General features: G+C 67.4%; 13 protein-coding genes. 8 read left to right on the top strand and 5 right to left on the bottom strand.

Annotated elements, in window-relative coordinates; translation table 11 throughout:
* The first annotated feature begins 208 nt into the window (after positions 1–208).
* The 6 genes from LT948_RS18630 (at position 209) to LT948_RS18605 (ending at position 7,307) form a co-directional block, all read left to right on the top strand.
* Complete coding sequence (locus LT948_RS18630; RefSeq protein WP_073657473.1) at positions 209–1,663, top strand: OprD family outer membrane porin; 1,455 nt, start codon at positions 209–211, stop codon at positions 1,661–1,663.
* A gap of 49 nt (positions 1,664–1,712) precedes the next feature.
* Positions 1,713–3,308, top strand: a complete 1,596-nt coding sequence (locus tag LT948_RS18625) for an ABC transporter substrate-binding protein (protein WP_003094445.1) — start codon at positions 1,713–1,715, stop codon at positions 3,306–3,308.
* A gap of 67 nt (positions 3,309–3,375) precedes the next feature.
* Positions 3,376–4,386 carry an ABC transporter permease subunit gene (locus LT948_RS18620; RefSeq protein ID WP_003105448.1) on the top strand — a complete coding sequence of 337 codons (1,011 nt, stop codon included), beginning with the start codon at positions 3,376–3,378 and terminating at the stop codon, positions 4,384–4,386.
* Between the two features lie 11 nt (positions 4,387–4,397).
* Positions 4,398–5,309 (top strand): ABC transporter permease subunit, encoded by a 912-nt coding sequence (locus LT948_RS18615; RefSeq protein WP_003105451.1) that lies wholly within the window; start codon positions 4,398–4,400, stop codon positions 5,307–5,309.
* Positions 5,310–5,361: 52 nt separating this feature from the next.
* Positions 5,362–6,336: an ABC transporter ATP-binding protein gene (locus LT948_RS18610; protein WP_003094451.1), complete on the top strand. Its 975-nt coding sequence runs from the start codon at positions 5,362–5,364 to the stop codon at positions 6,334–6,336.
* Positions 6,336–7,307 (top strand): peptide ABC transporter ATP-binding protein, encoded by a 972-nt coding sequence (locus LT948_RS18605; protein ID WP_003094452.1) that lies wholly within the window; start codon positions 6,336–6,338, stop codon positions 7,305–7,307. The genes LT948_RS18610 and LT948_RS18605 overlap by 1 nt, the downstream gene beginning before the upstream one ends.
* 32 nt (positions 7,308–7,339) lie before the next feature.
* Here the strand turns inward: LT948_RS18605 and LT948_RS18600 are convergent, their stop codons facing one another.
* Positions 7,340–7,972 carry a LysE family translocator gene (locus tag LT948_RS18600; protein ID WP_016264278.1) on the bottom strand — a complete coding sequence of 211 codons (633 nt, stop codon included), beginning with the start codon at positions 7,970–7,972 and terminating at the stop codon, positions 7,340–7,342.
* 141 nt (positions 7,973–8,113) lie between these two features.
* Between LT948_RS18600 and LT948_RS18595 the strand changes: the two genes are divergently transcribed.
* On the top strand, positions 8,114–8,587 hold the full coding sequence (locus LT948_RS18595) for an Lrp/AsnC family transcriptional regulator (RefSeq protein ID WP_003094456.1): 474 nt from the start codon (positions 8,114–8,116) through the stop codon (positions 8,585–8,587).
* A gap of 4 nt (positions 8,588–8,591) precedes the next feature.
* Here LT948_RS18595 and LT948_RS18590 read toward each other — a convergent pair whose 3' ends face one another.
* Genes LT948_RS18590 through LT948_RS18580 form a run of 3 tightly spaced genes read right to left on the bottom strand, consistent with a single transcriptional unit; the run spans position 8,592 to position 10,947 of the window.
* Positions 8,592–9,521, bottom strand: a complete 930-nt coding sequence (locus LT948_RS18590) for a biotin-dependent carboxyltransferase family protein (RefSeq protein ID WP_003116236.1) — start codon at positions 9,519–9,521, stop codon at positions 8,592–8,594.
* Positions 9,518–10,195 (bottom strand): 5-oxoprolinase subunit PxpB, encoded by a 678-nt coding sequence (pxpB, locus tag LT948_RS18585; protein ID WP_016852116.1) that lies wholly within the window; start codon positions 10,193–10,195, stop codon positions 9,518–9,520. Before pxpB ends, LT948_RS18590 begins: the two co-directional genes overlap by 4 nt.
* Positions 10,192–10,947: a 5-oxoprolinase subunit PxpA gene (locus tag LT948_RS18580; RefSeq protein WP_003112852.1), complete on the bottom strand. Its 756-nt coding sequence runs from the start codon at positions 10,945–10,947 to the stop codon at positions 10,192–10,194. The genes pxpB and LT948_RS18580 overlap by 4 nt, the downstream gene beginning before the upstream one ends.
* 129 nt (positions 10,948–11,076) lie before the next feature.
* Here LT948_RS18580 and lpxO point away from each other — a divergent pair, with 129 nt between their 5' ends.
* Positions 11,077–11,976: a lipid A hydroxylase LpxO gene (gene lpxO, locus LT948_RS18575; RefSeq protein ID WP_019372155.1), complete on the top strand. Its 900-nt coding sequence runs from the start codon at positions 11,077–11,079 to the stop codon at positions 11,974–11,976.
* A gap of 518 nt (positions 11,977–12,494) precedes the next feature.
* Here the strand turns inward: lpxO and LT948_RS18570 are convergent.
* Positions 12,495–15,047, bottom strand: a complete 2,553-nt coding sequence (locus LT948_RS18570) for a PepSY domain-containing protein (RefSeq protein WP_033995375.1) — start codon at positions 15,045–15,047, stop codon at positions 12,495–12,497.
* Between the last annotated feature and the right edge of the window lie 134 nt (positions 15,048–15,181).

Raw genomic sequence — 15,181 nt, 5'->3', positions numbered from 1 at the left:
GTCGTGAAACGACCGGGGCGCAGAAGAACGGCACGACCCGTACTTCATTTCTTTGCTTTTCCTGCCCGTGTTCCAGAACGGCGCTGCGCGCGTTCCGCCAGGAGCGCTCGCCTCGCCGTATTCGACCGCCGCGCCCAGGCGCGGGCGAAACCGGCGCAAACCTGGTGGGTAAAACAGGTGCCATGACAACAATAAAGGGAGCAATCAGGTGATGAGATACCAACGAGTGACCGGCGCGACGCTGGGACTGGCCTTGATGGCATCGGCCGCGCCAGGCTGGGCGGCGGACGAGCAGGAAACCCCGCCGACCCCGGACAATCCCAGCTACGCCGCCCAGGTGCAGAGCATCCCCAGCGTGGAGAAACCGATCAAGGGCCAGGCCGGCGCCAGCGGGCTGTTCGAGGGACAGAGCCTGACCCTGACCACCCGCAACTTCTACTCGCGGGAAAACATGAAGGACAGCTTCACCTTCCGCATTCCCAAGGCCGGCGGCGGCTCCCAGCGCATCCACCAGCGCAACGCCTGGGTCCAGGGCACGGTGCTCAAGTACAGCTCGGGCTACACCCAGGGCAGCATCGGCTTCGGCTTCGACGTCGCAGCCTTCAACGAGATCGCCCTGGAGCGCGGCAAGGGCCGCATCGGCGGCGGCGGCAACCGGACCCTGGCGAACAGCGATGGCGAGGCGATCGGCGAATGGTCCAAGCTGGGCGTTGCCAATATCCGCCTGCGCGCCTCGAACACCGAATTCAAGGCCGGTCGCTTCCTGGTCAACACTCCGGTGTTCAGCTATATCGACAACCGTGCCCTGCCCTCCAGCTTCACCGGCTTCGCCGTGACCAGCGAGGAGCTGGACAACCTCAGCCTGCAGGCCGGCAGCTTCCGCAAGGTCAGCCCGCGGACCGGTTCCGGCGACGAGGACATGACCACCGAGTACGGCACCCGCCAGGTCAAGGGCGACCGCCTGAACTACCTGGGCGGCAACTACAAGCCACTCGACGGGCTGGAGATCTCCCTCTATGGCTCGCATTTCCAGGACGTCTGGAACCAGTACTACCTGGGCGTGACCCACGACATCGGCGACCTCGAGAACGGCATCGCCCTGCGCACCGCCTTCAACGGCTACCACACCGGCGACACCGGGGCGCGCGAGGCCGGCTACATCGACAACGACACCTGGAGCCTGGCCTTCACCCTCGGCCATCGCGCCCACGCCCTGACCCTGGCCTACCAGCAGGTCGACGGCAACGAATACTTCGACTACGTGCACGAAACCTCGGCGATCTTCCTGGCCAACTCGATGCTGGCCGACTACAACAGCCCCAACGAGAAGTCCGCGCAGATCCGCTACGAGACCGACTGGAGCTACTACGGGGTCCCCGGCCTGAGCACCGGCGTGTGGTACGTGAAGGGCTGGGACATCGACGGCACCCACTACGACGGCGATCGCAACGGTGCCTACGGCAACTACGCCGAGGTGCGCACCCAGGACGGCGAGAAGCACCACGAGCTGGGCCTGATGGCGGCCTACAAGGTGCAGAACGGGACGATCAAGGACAGCACCTTCAAGCTCACCTACATGATGCACAAGGCCAGCCAGAACCAGGTCGACGGCAGCGTCAACGAACTGCGCCTGGTCAGCACCTTCCCCTTCAACCTGCTGTAAACCTGCGACAACCGGCGGCCCCGGCGACGGGGCCCACGAGGAGGACCCCATGCTCCATCCGTTGCTCCGACACCTGCCCCTGGCCCTGGCGCTATGCGCCGCCGGCGCGGCCCAGGCGAAGAACCTGGTGGTCTGCACCGAGGCCAGCCCGGAAGGCTTCGACATCGTCCAGTACACCGGCGCGGTGACCGCCGACGCCTCCGCGGAAACCGTGTTCAACCGCCTGCTCGCCTTCCGCCCCGGCACCACCGAGGTGATCCCGGGGCTGGCCGAGCGCTGGGACGTCAGCGCCGACGGACTGAGCTATACCTTCCACCTGCGCCCCGGCGTGAAATTCCATACCACCGACTACTTCAAGCCGACCCGGAGCCTGAATGCCGATGATGTGCTGTGGACCTTCCAGCGCGCCCTCGATCCGAAGCATCCCTGGCATGCCTCGGCGCTGCGCGGCTACGCCTACTTCGACGCGATGGGCATGGGCGAGCTGATCAAGTCGGTGGAAAAGGTCGACGAGCTCACCGTGCGCTTCGTCCTCAACCGTCCCGAAGCGCCGTTCCTGCGCGATATGGCGATGCCCTTCGCGTCCATCTATTCCGCCGAGTACGGCGACCAGTTGCTCGCCGCCGGCAAGCAGGGCCAGCTGAACAACCAGCCGATCGGCACCGGGCCGTTCGTCTTCAAGCGCTACGCCAAGGACGCCCAGGTCCGCTATACGGCGAACCCGGACTACTATGCCGGCAAGCCGCCGATCGACAACCTGGTGTTCGCCATTACCCTCGATCCCAACGTGCGCATGCAGAAGGTCCGTGCCGGCGAGTGCCAGGTCTCGCTGTACCCGAAACCGGAGGACGTGCCGCGCCTGAAGCAGGACCCGAACCTGGCGGTGGACGAGATCGATGCCCTGCTGACCACCTACATTGCCATCAACACCCAGCACAAGCCGCTCGACGACCCGCGCGTGCGCCAGGCGATCAACCTCGCGCTGGACAAGAAGGCCATGCTCGACGCGGTGTTCGGCCCCGGCGCGGCCAGTCCGGCGGTCGGTCCCTATCCCCCGACCCTGCTCGGCTACAACCATTCGATCCAGGACTGGCCGCACGATCCCGAACGCGCCAGGGCGCTGCTCAAGGAAGCCGGCGCGGAAAATCTCAGGATCACCCTGTTCATTCGCAACGGCACCTCGCCTACCATCCCCAACCCCGCCCTGGCGGCACAGATGCTGCAGGCAGACCTGGCCAAGGCCGGCATCCAGCTGACCATCCGTTCCCTGGAATGGGGCGAGCTGCTCAAGCGTTCGAAGGCCGGCGAGCACGACCTGTCGCTGCTTGGCTGGGCCGGCGACAACGGCGACCCGGACAACTTCCTCAGCCCGAACCTGAGCTGCGCCGCCGCCGAGTCGGGTGAAAACCAGGCGCGCTGGTGCGACAAGGACTTCGAGGCGCTGATGCGCAAGGCCCGCGAGGTGAGCGATCCGGCCGAGCGGGCGAAACTGTACGAGCAGGCCCAGGTGGTATTCCACGAACAGGCCCCATGGATACCGCTGGCCTACCCGAAGCTGTTCAACGTCCGGCGGAACACGGTGCAGGGCTACGTGATCAATCCGTTGAGCAACAACAACTTCGCCACCACCTCGGTGAAGCCGTAGAAGAACAAGGACCACAGCCCCGCCGCCAGCGGGGCGCACGGTCCGCGATGAGGAGTTACCCGCCAACATGCTTAGTTTCATTGCACGACGATTGGGGTTGCTGATCCCCACCTTCTTCGGCGTGACGCTGCTCACCTTCGCGCTGATCCGCCTGATTCCCGGCGACCCGGTGGAAGTGATGATGGGCGAACGTCGCGTCGATCCGCAGATGCATGCCGAGGCCCTGCACCGCCTGGGCCTGGACAAGCCGTTGTACCAGCAGTACCTGGACTACGTGGGCAACCTGGCACAGGGCAATCTCGGCGAATCGCTGACCACCCGCGAAGGCGTCTGGCACGAATTCCTCACCCTGTTCCCGGCGACCCTGGAACTGTCCCTGGCCGCCATGCTCTTCGCCGGCACCTTCGGCCTGCTGGCCGGGGTGATCGCCGCCCTGAAACGCGGTTCGCTGTTCGACCACGGGGTGATGACGGTGTCCCTCGCCGGCTATTCGATGCCGATCTTCTGGTGGGGCCTGATCCTGATCATGCTGTTCTCCGTGTCGCTGGGCTGGACGCCGGTGTCCGGCCGTCTCGACCTGCTCTACGACATCGAGCCGAAGACCGGCTTCATGCTGATCGACACCCTGCTTTCCGACGAACAGGGCTCGTTCCTCGATGCCGTGCGCCACCTGATCCTGCCGGCCATCGTGCTGGGCACCATCCCGCTGGCGGTGATTGCCCGCATGACCCGCTCGGCGATGCTCGAGGTGCTGCGCGAAGACTATGTGCGCACCGCCCGCGCCAAGGGCCTGTCGCCGGCCCGGGTGGTCTTCGTGCACGCCCTGCGCAACGCGCTGATTCCGGTGCTGACGGTATTCGGCCTGCAGGTCGGCACGCTGCTCGCCGGCGCGGTGCTGACCGAAACCATCTTCTCCTGGCCGGGCATCGGCAAGTGGCTGATCGACGCCATCAGCCGTCGCGACTACCCGGTGGTGCAGAACGGCATCCTGCTGGTCGCCACCCTGGTCATCCTGGTCAATTTCGTCGTGGACATCCTCTACGGCCTGGCCAACCCGCGCATTCGCCACCAACGCTGAGGAGCCAGCCGATGAACGCCATGCACAACGCTCCCGCCAGCGACCCGAGCCTGGTCTACCCGTCCCCGCTGAAGGAATTCTGGCAGGCCTTCGCGCACAACAAGGGCGCCCTCGGCGGCCTGCTGTTCATGCTGCTGATCGTGTTCTGCGCGCTGTTCGCCCCCTGGGTCGCCCCCTACGATCCGAGCGAGCAGTTCCGGGACTTCCTGCTGACCCCGCCATCCTGGCTGGAAGGCGGCCAGGCGCGCTTCCTGCTCGGCACCGACGAGCTGGGCCGCGACCTGCTCTCGCGGCTGATCCACGGCGCCCGCCTGTCGCTGCTGATCGGCCTGTCCTCGGTGGTGATCTCGCTGATCCCCGGCATCCTCCTCGGCCTGCTCGCCGGCTTCTCGCCGAACCGTGCCGGGCCGCTGATCATGCGCCTGATGGACATCATGCTGGCGCTGCCGTCGCTGCTGCTGGCGGTGGCCATCGTGGCGATCCTCGGCCCGGGCCTGATCAACACCGTGATCGCCATCGCCATCGTCTCGCTGCCGGCCTACGTACGCCTGACCCGCGCCGCGGTGATGACCGAGCTAAACCGCGACTACGTCACCGCCTCGCGCCTGGCCGGCGCCGGCACCCTGCGACTGATGTTCGTCTGCGTGCTGCCGAACTGCATGGCGCCGCTGATCGTCCAGGCCACCCTGAGCTTCTCTTCGGCGATCCTCGACGCCGCCGCCCTCGGCTTCCTCGGCCTCGGCGTGCAACCGCCGACCCCCGAGTGGGGCACCATGCTCGCCTCCGCCCGCGACTACATCGAGCGCGCCTGGTGGGTGGTCAGCCTGCCCGGCCTGACCATCCTGCTCAGCGTACTGGCGATCAACCTGATGGGCGACGGCCTGCGCGACGCCCTCGATCCGAAACTGAAGAACGCGGCATGAGGAGCACAACCATGAACAGCGCATCCGTATCCGCGCCACAGGAGACCGCCGCATGAGCCTCCTCGATATCAAGAACCTCAGCGTGCGCTTCGGCGACACCACCGCAGTGCCCGTGGTCGACGGCCTCGACCTGAGCGTCGACAAGGGCGAGGTGCTGGCCATCGTCGGCGAGTCCGGCTCCGGCAAGTCGGTGACCATGATGGCCCTGATGGGCCTGATCGACGCCCCCGGCTGGGTATCCGCCGATCACCTGCGCTTCGACGGCCACGACATGCTCACCCTCAAGGGCCGCCAGCGCCGGCGCATCGTCGGCAAGGACATGGCGATGGTCTTCCAGGACCCGATGACCGCCCTCAACCCCAGCTACACCGTCGGCTACCAGATCGAGGAAGTCCTCCGCCTGCATCTCGGCCTGCGCGGCAAGGCCCTGCGCCAGCGCGCCCTGGAACTGCTCGAACGGGTCGAGATCCCGGCCGCCGCCAGCCGTCTCGACGCCTACCCGCACCAGCTCTCCGGCGGCATGAGCCAGCGCGTGGCGATCGCCATGGCTATCGCCGCCGAGCCCAAGCTGCTGATCGCCGACGAGCCGACCACCGCCCTCGACGTGACCATCCAGGCGCAGATCATGGAGCTGCTGCTGAACCTGCAGCGCGACCAGGACATGGCGCTGATCCTGATCACCCACGATCTCGCCGTGGTCGCCGAGACCGCCCAGCGCGTCTGCGTGATGTACGCCGGCGAAGCGGTGGAGATCGGCGGCGTGCCGGCGCTGTTCGACCGCCCGACCCATCCCTACACCGAGGCGCTGATCAAGGCGATCCCCGAGCACTGTGCCGGCGAAGCCCGCCTGGCCACCCTGCCCGGCATCGTTCCGGGGCGCTACGACCGCCCGCGCGGTTGCCTGCTGTCGCCACGCTGCCCCTATGCCCAGGAGCATTGCCGCCAGGAGCGGCCGGCCCTGGAGGCACACGAGCGCGGCGCGGTGCGCTGCTTCTATCCGTTGAACCTGCTGAACGAGGTGGCCTGATGGAAACCGTTCTGACCGCCCGTGATCTGACCCGTCACTACGAAGTCTCCCGCGGCCTGTTCAAGGGCCACGCCCAGGTGCGCGCGCTGAACGGCGTATCGTTCGAACTGGAAGCCGGCAAGACCCTCGCCGTGGTCGGCGAGTCCGGCTGCGGCAAGTCGACCCTGGCGCGCGCCCTGACCCTGATCGAGGAACCCACCTCCGGCTCGCTGAAAATCGCCGGGCAGGAGGTCAAGGGCGCCAGCAAGGACCAGCGCCGGCAGTTGCGCCGCGACGTGCAGATGGTCTTCCAGAACCCCTACGCCTCGCTCAATCCGCGACAGAAGATCGGCGACCAGTTGGCCGAGCCGCTGCTGATCAACACCGCGCTGTCGCGCGAGGAACGCCGCGAAAAGGTCCAGCAGATGATGCGCCAGGTCGGCCTGCGGCCGGAGCATTACCAGCGCTACCCGCACATGTTCTCCGGCGGCCAGCGCCAGCGCATCGCCCTGGCCCGGGCGATGATGCTGCAACCCAAGGTGCTGGTGGCGGACGAGCCGACCTCGGCCCTCGACGTGTCGATCCAGGCCCAGGTACTGAACCTGTTCATGGACCTGCAGCAGCAGTTCCGCACCGCCTACGTGTTCATCTCGCACAACCTGGCGGTGGTCCGCCATGTCGCCGACGACGTCCTGGTGATGTACCTCGGCCGACCGGCGGAGATGGGGCCGGCGGACAAGCTCTACGAGAACCCGCTGCATCCCTACACCCGCGCGCTGCTCTCGGCGACCCCGGCGATCCATCCGGACCCGACGAAGCCGAAGATCCGCATCCAGGGCGAACTGCCGAACCCGCTGAACCCGCCGGAGGGCTGCGCCTTCCACAAGCGCTGTCCCTACGCCACCGAGCGCTGCCGCAGCGAGGTGCCCGAGCTGCGCCTGCTCGACCAGCGCCAGGTGGCCTGCCACCACGCCGAGCAGTTCCTCGGCTGAGCGCTACGGGGCGCTCGCCGCCCCGCAGCCCTTCAGAGCTGGCGCAGCAGCGCCAGCCTTACCCCGAACCCTATCAACAACCCACCGAAGCCCCACTGCTGAAGGCGCTGTGCCCGCGGCCGGGACGCCAGCCAGCGGCCCAGGCGGCCACCGGCCAGCGCATAGGCGCAGTCGAAGGCCAGACCAACCAGGACCAGGACCGCACCGAGCGCGGCGAACTGGACGGCCAGCGAACCGGCCTCGGGACTGACGAACTGCGGCAGCAGCACCGAACAGAACAGCAGGGCCTTGGGGTTCAGCAGGTTGGTCAGGAGTCCGCGCAGCAAGGCCCGGCGGTCGGCGTGAGGGACCACCGGCGCGGAGCCCGCGTCGCTGGTCGGCAAGGCCAGTCCGCCACCGCGCAGCATCTGCAGGCCAAGCCAGGCGAGGTAGACGGCGCCGAGCAGACGCACCAGGTCGAAGGTCCAGGGAGCGGTACGGAACAGCAGCGCCAGCCCGGTCGCGGCCATCAGCACATGGCAGGCCCGAGCCAGGGCCAGGCCGAGGGCGGTGACCAGCGCCGCGCGACGGCCCTGGCGGGCGCCGGTCTGGAACAGCAGGAGCATGTCCGGTCCGGGGACCAGGTAAACCACCGCCAGGGCAATCAGGAAAGCGCTCGTGTCCATCGTATCGGCTCCAGGAAGGTGACCCGGATAACGATTCTATGCCCGCAAGGCAGGGCAGGTGCTTGCGTTTTCCACCAGCCAACCCATTCTATTTGGCAGTAAATTCCATTCTCCGAAGACTATCCATCCGGATATGCCAAGATGAAACTCGACGCCTATGACCACCGCATACTCGCCGCCCTCCAGCGCGACGGCCGCCTGAGCAACGTCCAACTGGCCGAGGAGATCGGCCTCTCCCCGTCCCCATGCCTGCGCCGCGTGCGCCTGCTGGAAGAGGCCGGGGTGATTCGCGGCTACCAGGCCAGCATCGACCGCGACGAGGTCGGCCTCGGCCTCACGGTGTTCGTCGGGATCAAGGTGGAACGCCACCGCCAGGAGCAGGCCGAGGCCTTCCACCGTGCGGTGGTCGACCTGCCGGAGGTGATCTCGGTGCACCTCGTCTCCGGCGAGTCGGACTTCCTCCTGCAAGTGGTGGTCCCCGACCTGCGCGCCTACGAACGCCTGCTCAGCGAGACTCTGCTGCGCCTGCCCGGGGTCAGCGACATTCGCAGCAACTTCGCGATCAAGACGGTCAAGGCGCCCTCGCCGCTGCCGCTCGGCCACCTGGCCGGCTGAGCGCTCAGCCGCGGAAGAAGCGGTAGAAGCGCAGCAGATCGGCCTGCTGCGTCGCCAGGTCGCTCTCGACGAAGGTTACCTCGCTATGCGCGGGGCTTTGCGCCAGGCGCGAGAGGTCCAGTGGATGGACGAAGCCCAGCAGCGGATAGCCGCCCATGCTCTGGCGGTCGGCCATCAGCACGATGGGTTGGCCATCGGGCGGAACCTGGATAGCGCCCTCCACCACGCCCTGCGACCAGGCGCGCGGCGCCCCGCGCAGTGGCTCGCCGGCCAGGCGGACGCCCATGCGATCGGACCGCGGGCTGATTCGCCAGGCGCTGGCGAAGAAGGCTTGCCGGCTGGCTGCGTCGAAGGCCGCCGCATCGCCGCCGAGCAGCACGCGCAAGGGCCGCTGCTGCCGGTAGTCCGGCTGGAAACGCCAGGGCACGCTGGCATCCCACGGACACGCCGCTCCCGCTTCGGCACACGGCAGGCAATCGCCCTCCGCCAGGATCCGGCCATCGCCCTGTAAACCGCCGAGCCCGTCGCGAACCTGGCAGGCGACGCTGCCCAGTACCGGCCTCGCCCGGAAACCGCCGGCGCAGGCCAGGTAGGCACGCTGCCCGGCCTCGGCGAAGCCCAGTTCGATGCGTTGCCCGCGGCGGACACGGAAGCGACTCCAGGGCAGGCATTCGCGACCGTCCACCGTCAGCGCCAGGCGCGCTCCGGTCAACGCCAGCCAGGTCGCCTCCACCCTGCACTCCAGCACCAAGCCGCCGAAAGCGATTTCCAGCAATGGCGTCCCCCAGGGATTACCGAGCAGACGATTGGCCCAGGCTGCCGCCTGGCGGTCCAGAGGGCCGCCCGGGGATACGCCGAGGTGCTGCCAGCCGCGCCGGCCGTCGTCCTGCAGCAGGCTCTGCGGACCCGCCTTGACGACCCGCAAACCATTCATTCGCGCCCGCCCAGGTCGAGGAAAGCCTCGCGCCCGATGGCGACGAAGCGCACCCGGTCGCCCAGCGCCAGTGGGCACGGAGGAGTGGCGGCCGGATCGAAGGGACGCCACGGACTGCGTCCCAGCAGGTGCCAGCCGCCGGGCGAGGCCTGCGGATAGATCGCCGTCTGCGCCTCGGCAATGGCCAGGCTGCCGGCCGGTACGCGCGCCCGCGGGGTGGCCCGCCGCGGCAGGACCAGGCGCGGATCGAGGCCGCCGAGGTAGGCGAATCCCGGAGCGAAACCGATCGCGCCGACCCGGTATTCGGCCGCGCTGTGCAGTTCGATCACCCCTTCGCCAGTCAATCCGCAGGCAACCGCTACCGTCGCGAGGTCCTCGCCGGCGTACCAGACGGGAATCTCGTGCAGGCGCCCGGCATCCTCGGCGGGGCGCCAGGCATGCCACTCCGCCAGCAGCGGACCCAGGCGTTCTTCCAGTACCTGCGGAGCGATGCGGTAGGGGTCGTAATGCAGCATCAGGGTGGTCCAGCCCGGCACCAGATCCCTGACGCCTTCGCCGAGCCCCCCGCGCAGACGTCTGGCCAGCTCGGCCAGGCGCACAGACAGGTCCACTTCGGGCTCTTCGGCGAGCGTCAGCAGCAGGGCTTCGGCACCAGCGGGTTCGATGCGGATCACAGGCTGTCCAGGGCCGCGCGCAGGCGCCGGAGGACCGCCAGCGACTGCGGGTTATCGCCATGCACGCAAAGACTGTCGGCGGTCAGGCGCAGCGGGTTGCCGTCGTAGTCGGGGAAGGCTTCGCCGCGGGCGATGGCCAGGGCCTGTTCGATGATCCGCTGCGGATCGTGATGCACCGCGCCGCCAAGCCGCCGCGGCGCCAGCCGACCGTCCGGCAGGTAGGCGCGATCGGCGAAGGCCTCGAACAGCAGCGGCACGTCGGCCTCGTCGGCCAGTTCCAGCTCGCGGCCGTTGTCGGCCAGGGCCAGCACCATCAGCGGCAGGCCCTTGCGATAGGCGGCGCAGGCGTCGAGCACGGCGCGCAGCAGCTCATCGTCGCCGACCAGGTCGTTGTACAGCGCGCCATGCGGCTTGACGTAGGCCACCTGGGTACCGAGGGAACGGCAGAAAGCGTCCAGCGCGCCGATCTGGTACAGCACCATGGCATGCACCTCTTCGGCAGAGCAGGCCAGCGAGCGCCGGCCGAAGCCGCTCAGGTCGGGATAGGCAGGGTGCGCGCCGATGCTCACGCCATGGCGTACCGCCAGCTCCACCGCGCGCCGCATGGTGAGCGGGTCGCCAGCGTGGAAGCCGCAAGCCAGGTTGGCCTGGTCAACCAGCGGCATGCTGTGGACATCGTCGCCCATGCGCCAGGCGCCAAAGCTTTCGCCCATGTCGCAGTTGAGCAGGATACGCCGGCCGGTGTCGTTCATTGTGCGTTCCTTTCGAGGCCAGGATTACGGAAAAATGAGCGCAGTGCTGGCGAATTAGCGTCAGGTAGCATACTCAGGCACTGAGAACAGGAGTAAATTCTCCTCTTTTGCACCGACGACCTTGCATTCATGAAAGTTCTCATCCTGGCGGCCTATGCGCTGAGCATCCTCTATGTCCATTTTCGCGGCCGGGTACGCCACAAGCTGTCGCGCCAATTGAGCGACCACTCCAGCTTCCTCGCTCCGATCAACTGCCTGATGTACCTGTTCTCGAAGGTACCGAACCGCCCCTACCTGGCACCGCAGACCTTCCCCGAACTGCAGGTTCTGGTCGACAACTGGCAAGCCATCCGCAGCGAGGCGCTGCACCTGCACGACGCCGGCAACATCAAGCGTTCCGAACAGTACGACGATATCGGTTTCAACTCGTTCTTCAAGAGCGGCTGGAAGCGCTTCTACCTGAAATGGTACGACGAGGCCCATCCCTCCGCCGGACAACTCTGCCCGCAGACCACCGCCCTGTTGCGGCAGATTCCCTCGGTCAAGGCGGCGATGTTCGCCGAACTGCCGCCGGGCTCGAAGCTGGTGCGACACCGCGATCCCTACGCCGGCTCGCTGCGCTTCCACCTGGGACTGTTCACCCCCAACGACCCGGCCTGCTTCATCGAGGTGGACGGCGAGCGCTACCACTGGCGCGACGGCGAGGCGGTGGTGTTCGATGAAACCTTCATCCACTACGCGGAAAACACCACCGAACACAACCGCATCATTCTCTTCTGCGACATCGAGCGGCCGCTGACCCAGGGCTGGGCCACCGCCTTCAACCGCTGGTTCAGCCGCAACGTGATGGCTGCCGCGGCCGCCCCGAACAACGCAGGCGACCGGACCGGCGGACTCAATCGGATCTTCGACAGCCTCTACAAGATCCGCCTGCAGGGCAAACGTTTGAAGAAGCGCAACCGCAAGCTCTACTACCTGCAGAAATGGGGCTTCTTCGCCCTGGTACTGGCTTTCATCCTGTGGATCTGAGGCCCGGCGACGCAAGGCCCCGATAGCTCCGTGGGGCGCATGACGGCGTCATCCGCCGACACCCAGCCGAAATGGCGGATAACCGCTCTGCGGTTATTCGCCCTACGCCACGGACAACGCGAAGTCCCGATAGCTCCGTAGGGCGCATGACGCCAACGGCGTCATCCACCGATACCCCGCCGAAATGGCGGATAACCGCTCTGCGGTTATTCGCCCTACGCCACGGACAACGCGAAGTCCCGATAGCTCCGTAGGGCGCATGACGCCAACGGCGTCATCCACCGATACCCCGCCGAAATGGCGGATAACCGCTCTGCGGTTATTCGCCCTACGCCACGGACAACGCGAAGTCCCGATAGCTCCGTAGGGCGCATGACGCCAACGGCGTCATCCACCGATACCCCGCCGAAATGGCGGATAACCGCTCTGCGGTTATTCGCCCTACCCCACGGAAAGCCCAGCAGTCCCGGCAGTTGGCAACGAAAAGGCTCCCTTGGGAGCCTTTTTCATTCATCCGTTCAGTACACGTCGCGTCGGTAACGTCCTTCGTCGGCCAGGCGTTGCAAGGCCTCCTCACCGAGCACTTCGCGCAGCACCCGGTCGACACCGCCGGCCATGCCCTGCAGGCTGCCGCAGACGTACAAGGCCGCACCCTCGTCAATCCAGCGCCGCAGTTCATCCGCCGCTTCATGCAGGCGGTCCTGGACATAGATCTTCTCCGCCTGGTCGCGGGAGAAGGCCAGGTCCAGGCGTTGCAGCTCACCCCTGGCCAGGGCTTGCTCCAGCTCCGCACGACAGTAGTAGTCGTGGGCGAAATTGCGTTCGCCGAACAGCAGCCAGTTGCGCTTGCGCCCGGCGGCAATGCTGGCGCGCAACAGGCTGCGCAGGCCGGCGAGCCCGGTGCCGTTGCCGATGAGGATCAGCGGCACGTCATCCTCCGGCAGGTGGAAGCCCGCGTTGCGGCGCAGGCGCAGGGTCAGCGCGGCGCCGAGCGGCAGGTACTCGGTGAGCCAGCCGGAGCAGATGCCCAGGCTGCCGTCGGCATGCTGCTCCTGGCGTACGATCAGTTGCAGATCGCCATCGCTCTGCAGCGACGCGATGGAGTACTGGCGCACGGAAAGCGGAATCAGCGCATCCAGCAGCGCCTGCGGGTGCAAGCCGACCAGGTGTTCGAAAGAGTCCGGCAGCAGGCGCCCAGCCAGGGCCTGCTCCAGGCTCTGCTCGACGCCCTCGACCGCCACCCGCGCCTGGCCGTCCAGGTTATGCCGCTGCAGCCATTCGCGGATGCGCACGGGCGCCTGGTGCGGGACGATCTCCAGCAGATCGCCGGCGCGCCATTGGATGGCGCTGTTGGCCGGCGCACGCAGGTCCAGCAGCCAGGTCGACTCGCCCTGGCTGCCAGGATTCAGGCACTCCCGCCGCGCCAGCGACCAGACCTCGAAGGCCGGCGCTTCCCAGGCCGCCGGGGCGGCACCGCCGGTCACCTCGGCCAGGCTTTCCTGCCATTGGCGCAGGGCCGCGGCGTCGCCATCATCGACCTCCACCGGGGCGAACAGGCTCCGCGCGCCCTGCCCCTGCAACCAGCCCTGCATGCGCCGGGCGAAGCCGCAGAACTGCTCGTACTGGCGATCTCCCAAGGCCAGCAGGGCGTAGCTCAGGCCGTCGAGGCTGGCGGCCTGGCCAAGCACCTTGCGTTCGAAGCCGCGGGCGCTGTCCGGCGCCTCACCGTCGCCGAAGGTGCTGACCACGAACAGCGCCTTGCGCGCCTCGGCGAGTTGCCCGGCATCCAGGCGCGCCAGCGATTCGACCCGCACCGGCAACCCGGCCGCCTGCAACTGGCCGGCGCTCTGCCAGGCCAGTTGCTCGGCAAAACCGCTCTGGCTGGCGTAGCCGATCAACCAGGGCTCGCCGCTGGCGCCGGCGCTGCCGCCCAGGTCGGCGCGGCTCGCCCGTACCGCGCGTTTCTTGCGCCGGCGGTCGAGGTAGAGCAGCCAGCCGGTGATGAAGAACAGCGGCATCGCCAGGCTGGCGAGCATCATCAGGATGCGTCCGGCCATGCCGAAATAGCTGCCTACGTGCAATGCATAGACGCTGGCCAGCAACTGGCTGCCGAAAGAACGGTCGCTATAGCGCTGGTCGCTTTTCACCTGGCCGTTGGCCGGGTCCAGGGTCAGGGTGTTGAAGGCACGCTCGTGCGGCGCGTCGGTCAGGCGATAGAACACTGTCGCCGGCTGGCCGCCCGCCGGCGGCAGGCGCAGGTTGTAGGCCTGCAAGCGGTCGCCGCCGGCCTGGCGGATGCTGTTCCATACCGCCGCGTAGTCGACCACCAGCGGAGCCGCATCGGCCGGGCGCTCGCCACGTCCGCCCGGCTTGCCGCGCTGCGCCTGCTGGCCGGCGGGCGCGTCGTCGAGCAGTTTGAACAGGCCGTTGCGGTACCACTCGTAGGACCAGTACAGGCCGGTCAGCGCAGCCAGCAGGTAGAGCGCCAGGCACCAGGTGCCGGCCACGGCATGCAGGTCCCAGTTGAAACTGCGCCCCTTGCGCGACCAGTCGAGGGTCAGCCAGGCGCGCCAGTCGAGGACCTTGCGCGGCCAGCGCAGGTAGAGACCGGACAGGCAGAAGAAGATCAGGATCAGGGTGCAGGCGGCGGTGACCTGCTTGCCGTACTCGCCCATGGCGAGGAACCGGTGCAGTTGCATCATCAGGTTGAAGAAACCCTCGCCGCGCGGCTCGCCGACGAAAGCCCCGGTGTAGGGATCGATCCAGCGCGACTCGCCGCGGCGCTGTCCCGGCGGCGGGGTGTAGAAGATCCGCCCGGCCTTGTCGCTGTCCATCTCGACCCAGACGAAGGCCACTTTCCGCCCCGGCTCGGCGCCTTCGATACGGCGCACCAGTTCGTCCAGCGGCAGCACGCCCTCGGGGCGCTTCTGCACCACCAGCACGTCAGGGTTGAGCGCGCGCATCAGCTCGTCCTGGAACGACAGGGTCGCTCCGGTGACGCCCATCAGCGCCAGCACCAGGCCGGCGCTGATGCCGAAGAACCAATGCAACTGGAACCAGACTTTCTTCACAGGATCACCTTCACGGCCGCCGCGCGGCAACAACGGGACTACGCCGACGCCAAGCGCCGGCCAGACGACACGAGGACGTCGGCGGGCAATTCTATTTGATAATCAGTTGCGATAAAGCCGAATTAACGTTCTTT

Source organism: Pseudomonas sp. CP-1, from assembly GCF_021213715.1.
In the GTDB taxonomy this organism is placed as follows: Bacteria; Pseudomonadota; Gammaproteobacteria; order Pseudomonadales; family Pseudomonadaceae; genus Pseudomonas; species Pseudomonas aeruginosa.
This window is presented reverse-complemented; position numbering and strand designations above follow the sequence as displayed.

Coding starts and splice junctions, on each gene's coding strand:
- LT948_RS18595 (WP_003094456.1), top strand. CDS start 8,114: ATGAAACTCGACGCCTATGACCACCGCATACTCGCCGCCCTCCAGCGC.
- LT948_RS18580 (WP_003112852.1), bottom strand. CDS start 10,947: ATGAACGACACCGGCCGGCGTATCCTGCTCAACTGCGACATGGGCGAA.
- LT948_RS18615 (WP_003105451.1), top strand. CDS start 4,398: ATGAACGCCATGCACAACGCTCCCGCCAGCGACCCGAGCCTGGTCTAC.
- LT948_RS18625 (WP_003094445.1), top strand. CDS start 1,713: ATGCTCCATCCGTTGCTCCGACACCTGCCCCTGGCCCTGGCGCTATGC.
- LT948_RS18590 (WP_003116236.1), bottom strand. CDS start 9,521: ATGAATGGTTTGCGGGTCGTCAAGGCGGGTCCGCAGAGCCTGCTGCAG.
- LT948_RS18610 (WP_003094451.1), top strand. CDS start 5,362: ATGAGCCTCCTCGATATCAAGAACCTCAGCGTGCGCTTCGGCGACACC.
- LT948_RS18605 (WP_003094452.1), top strand. CDS start 6,336: ATGGAAACCGTTCTGACCGCCCGTGATCTGACCCGTCACTACGAAGTC.
- lpxO (WP_019372155.1), top strand. CDS start 11,077: ATGAAAGTTCTCATCCTGGCGGCCTATGCGCTGAGCATCCTCTATGTC.
- LT948_RS18620 (WP_003105448.1), top strand. CDS start 3,376: ATGCTTAGTTTCATTGCACGACGATTGGGGTTGCTGATCCCCACCTTC.
- LT948_RS18600 (WP_016264278.1), bottom strand. CDS start 7,972: ATGGACACGAGCGCTTTCCTGATTGCCCTGGCGGTGGTTTACCTGGTC.